The organism is candidate division WOR-3 bacterium, from assembly GCA_029858255.1.
Classification (GTDB): domain Bacteria; phylum Hydrothermota; class Tepidihabitantia; order SM23-42; family SM23-42; genus SM23-42.
In genome coordinates this window covers 1-4,167 of record JAOUFJ010000066.1, presented here as the reverse complement: position 1 = coordinate 4,167, position 4,167 = coordinate 1, and the positions used below count along the sequence as shown (strand labels likewise).

The window sequence follows — 4,167 nt, the reverse complement described above, 5'->3', positions numbered from 1 at the left end:
CGACATTGATGTCGGTATCGAAAATAATGAAACACGAGTGATCGAGGGGGAAATACAATATACGACTACGATAATCAGTGGTCCGTTGGTTCTGCCGGGCGATACAAAATATAAGGTCTTCGACATCACCGGTCGCGAAGTGCATACTACTAATCCCGCACCGGGGATTTATTTCATACAAATAGAGAGTGATATTGTTCAGAAAGTTATTAAAGTAAAATGAAAATAACGCTAATCTCGTTACGTTCGTTAATTTCGTTACTATCGCTGGAACAACATGACGAGATATAAAATTAGCGGGATTAACGGTAGTAACGAGAGTAACGAAACTAACTTTCTGTGGTATTTAATGAAGGGAGGAAAAGTGCGTTATGTAATAATGTTTGTACTAATGGTCCCAGTCATGTTATTGGGTCAAATTGGCTGGACCGAACATATGGTCAGGAGTAATTATCAGTTTGCCTCATACGTATATGCTATTGATCTGGATGGCGACGGGGATACTGATATCTTGGGTACGGCACACGACGATGATGATATAAGCTGGTGGGAGAACGACGGTGCTCAGAACTTCACGGAGCACACAATTCATGATAATTTCGACGGCGCTTATTGCGTTCAGGCGCTCGATCTTGATGAAGACGGCGATAATGACATTTTGGGTGCTGCTTACCAGGGGAGTGTCTTTGCTTGGTGGGAGAACGACGGTGACGAAAACTTCGCTTGCCACCTCCTCAGTCCTCCTGTGGATAATGCCCTGATGATTCACGGTGTGGACATGGAGCCGGACGGCGACATCGATATTGTTGGTTCAACTTACTGGGATGGTGGAATAGTCTGGTGGGAGAACGACGGAAATGAGAATTTTACTTTTGATAGCATAGTATATCAAAATACCCCGCTCTGGGGGTCGTATCCGTGCGACCTTGACGGCGATACAGACATAGATGTGCTTTGTGCCCTGTCCTGGTTGAATTACGTAAAGTGGTATGAGAACGACGGTGAAGAGAATTTCACGGAACACATCATCGCATCGGGCTTCATAAACGCCCACGGAGTACACGGATGCGACATTGATGGCGATTCTGATATGGACATTGTGGCTTCGGCAATGGTTGGGAGCAGTGTTAACTGGTATGAGAACGATGGAAACGAGAATTTCATGACCCATCCCATCGAACCATTCATTTACCAACCCCACGCTGTCTTTGCCGTCGATCTCGATCGTGATGGCGATATCGATATCATCGGTAGCCTGTACGGCGCACATCAATATGTCTGGTGGGAGAATGACGGTTCGCAGAATTTTACCAGGCATGTAATTGCCGAAAATGCCAATGGCGCTACTTCAATCTGGGCTGCCGACATCGATGGCGATACGGACCTGGATATTGTTGGCGCTGCTTGTACGGCAAATGAAATAATCTGGGCGGAAAGTGATCAGGTTGGCGTGGAAGAAGGCAATGCTGAGGTTGTATCTTCAATAAACATTTTCACGACAGTAATTACGGGGCAGCTCCGGCTTCCGGACGATAAGTCTTATAGGCTCTACGATATCTCCGGCCGACAAGTCGCCAAAGAAAATTTGAAATCGGGCATCTATTTTGTTGAAATAGAGGGCAAGATCGTTCAGAAGGTCATTAAGGTGCGCTAAGACAGACGGTATTCCCGTTTAGCTCGCTAATATCGTTATTATCGCTGGAACACCATGGTAACTTCTCGACAAGCTCGAAGGGTAATACAACTTATTGTTCGAGCGAGCGTAGCGTGTGCCCGCCTCGGGAGGGAATCGAGAACTCTCGATCCTCCTCTCCCTTGATGCTGTGTCCGCCTCAGGAGGAGAGGATTGAGGTGAGGGTGAAACCACGCTTGACGCTCTACGCCACTCGTATCCCGTCATTCTCCGGTTCATCCGGGGAATCCAGTCCAGACGCTTCACGCACCCCCGTCATTGCGAGGAGATCGCCGCAGCCTTGGCGAAGGCGGGCGACGCGGCAATCTTAATTCACGCTATAATCGTACTTCCACTTTGTGCGCGGCGTTTGTCTGACCGCGTGCGCTGCTGCCATGACATTCTCGGCAAGCATTAGTGCTTCATCTTTAAAACATTCTGTTACTACGATCTTCTTATCTGCGTATGTTGGATCGCATATCGAAGACATGGCGTACATGTTGCTGAACGGTGGGAAGATCATACCGTAGTGATTGCACGTCATGAACAAGCTTGATATTGCCATGGTGGCACCTTCTTCATGGCCGGTCACGATGATGCCGGCAACTTTGCCCAGAAATCGTCTTAGCATACCACTGCCCGGGATATTATTGTCCGCGGTCAATTCGATGAATTTCATATGCTTCATATTCAGTTCTTTGTCTTTGGGAACTTGTGGATTTGCCGGCTTCAGACTACCGTCCAGGCTTATACAGCGATCAATAAAAGCCTTCATCAACGTGGAAATATTAAAGTTGTTCACGGGTGTGGCAAAGATAATTGCGTCAGCTTCGAGAACCTTATCGTACAGAATATTGCTCATGTCATCGCCCTGCGGTTCGCCTTTGGGATAGCAGGTGCAATAGAAGTGGCATTGTGTGTTGGTCGTGGAATAACATGCCCGGCAGTGCTCGATTCGATGGTTCCTTAATTTGATCAGTTCGGTATCCGCGCCGAGTTTCTTGCAGTGTTTCAGACAGACGTGTAAGAGCTCCTCAGAGTTTGAATCCTCCTGTGCCATATCCATCTTATCTCGGGCTGAACCAGAAACACCAAGAACCTTTATCTTACCCCGACGTTTTGCCTGCATCAATTTCGCCTCGGCGATTGTCTCTCGCTGAATTTGCTTGAACCGCTTCAGAGTCATGGCATCGACACCCAGAAGTTTCATCAATTCCTTGTCGGTGTATTTCTTCTTCAATATATTCCCTCCCTAGTTACGAAGCAATCTGATATTCTGCTATACCGTCTTCGCTGATTTCGCAATCCGCGATTCGAAACATCTGTCGTGTTAGTCCTTAGCGAAGTCGAGGGATCCGAAATGCCTTTACCCAGTTGTCGTTTCTCAATACGTGCTGCGTACTGTTAGAGCTACGCTCTCACACTGCTTTCCCATCCCGGCAGAAATAACCCATCGGTTTACCGCTCGCCAATTTATACTTTTCCCACACTGAGCAGCCGCCGCACATGCACATTTTGCTGAAATCGAGGTCTTTACATGTCGCAAAGCCAGTGGCACAATACAAACCCGGAAGATCGGCTGATGGCGGCATCATGCCTTCGGGCATACCTCTCGCCATCATCGCTTCCATATGCCCTACCTTTTCGCCAGCGCATTTGCTCTCGGCCTGGATCGGGCATTTAGTGCAAATGCATAACATGGCGTTTTCCTGGGTGTAGGTTACTTTTTGCGCAGGTCTTGGAGCTTCCTCTACTTTCTTTGGCTTCGGGACTTTTACGGACTTCTCTACTATTTTTTTCTTCGTGACCTTTGCCGGTTTTGATATTTTTTTTCTTCTCACCGTCTTAAGTTTCTTCAACCTCTTTGGCTTCCTGATTTGTCTCGGCTTGGCCACCTTCTTTTTCTTCGTGACCTTCTTGGTCTTCTTGACTTTCTTAGCCTTCTTGACTTTCTTCATACCAACCTCCCCCTTTTTTTGAATGCCTGCTCATTACAGCCACCCAGTATAATCCCGCCCCATTCGGAGTCAAGACATACACGCTATGCGCTTGACGCTAGGCGTAACTCCATCATTGCGGGCCTTGCGCAGCCAGGCGTGGCAATCTCCTCTGTTGAACGATAGGTCGTAGGGCAGGGCTTTAGCCATGCATTCACTTCTCGACAAGCTCGGAGGGTAATGCAACTTATTGTTCGAGTGAGCGTGGTGTGCCCGCCTCGGGAGGGAATCGAGAACATTGTGAACTACGAATAGTCCCCTGATGACCTGTCATTGCGAGGAGTCCCGAATCATGAAGACATTTGAATACGATGCGGGACGACGAAGCAATCTCAGTCAGCAAACGATATTAACGAAATTAGCGATAATAACGAGCTCAACGGGATTAACGGGAATAACGAAAATAGCGGGATTAACGGGACTAACGAGATTAGCGAAAGTAACGATCTAAACGCATTTTGTTTTATCACATTTTTTTCACGCTCCTCTTTTATAATA

4 protein-coding genes are annotated in these 4,167 nt (G+C 47.4%); 2 read left to right on the top strand and 2 right to left on the bottom strand.

Annotation, left to right across the window (positions count from 1 at the left end; all coding sequences use genetic code 11):
* Together OEV79_12375 and OEV79_12370 are read left to right on the top strand one after the other, a co-directional pair.
* On the top strand, positions 1–223 hold a 223-nt coding region (locus OEV79_12375), incomplete at its 5' end, for a hypothetical protein (GenBank protein ID MDH4212231.1).
* Positions 224–364: 141 nt separating this feature from the next.
* Positions 365–1,654, top strand: a complete 1,290-nt coding sequence (locus tag OEV79_12370) for a T9SS type A sorting domain-containing protein (protein ID MDH4212230.1) — start codon at positions 365–367, stop codon at positions 1,652–1,654.
* 346 nt (positions 1,655–2,000) lie between these two features.
* Here the strand turns inward: OEV79_12370 and OEV79_12365 are convergent, their stop codons facing one another.
* Positions 2,001–2,912, bottom strand: coding sequence for a flavodoxin family protein (locus tag OEV79_12365; protein ID MDH4212229.1), 912 nt, complete (start codon positions 2,910–2,912; stop codon positions 2,001–2,003).
* Positions 2,913–3,090: 178 nt separating this feature from the next.
* Entirely contained in the window at positions 3,091–3,630 is a 540-nt protein-coding gene (locus OEV79_12360) for a hypothetical protein (protein ID MDH4212228.1), read from the bottom strand.
* Positions 3,631–4,167: the final 537 nt, after the last annotated feature.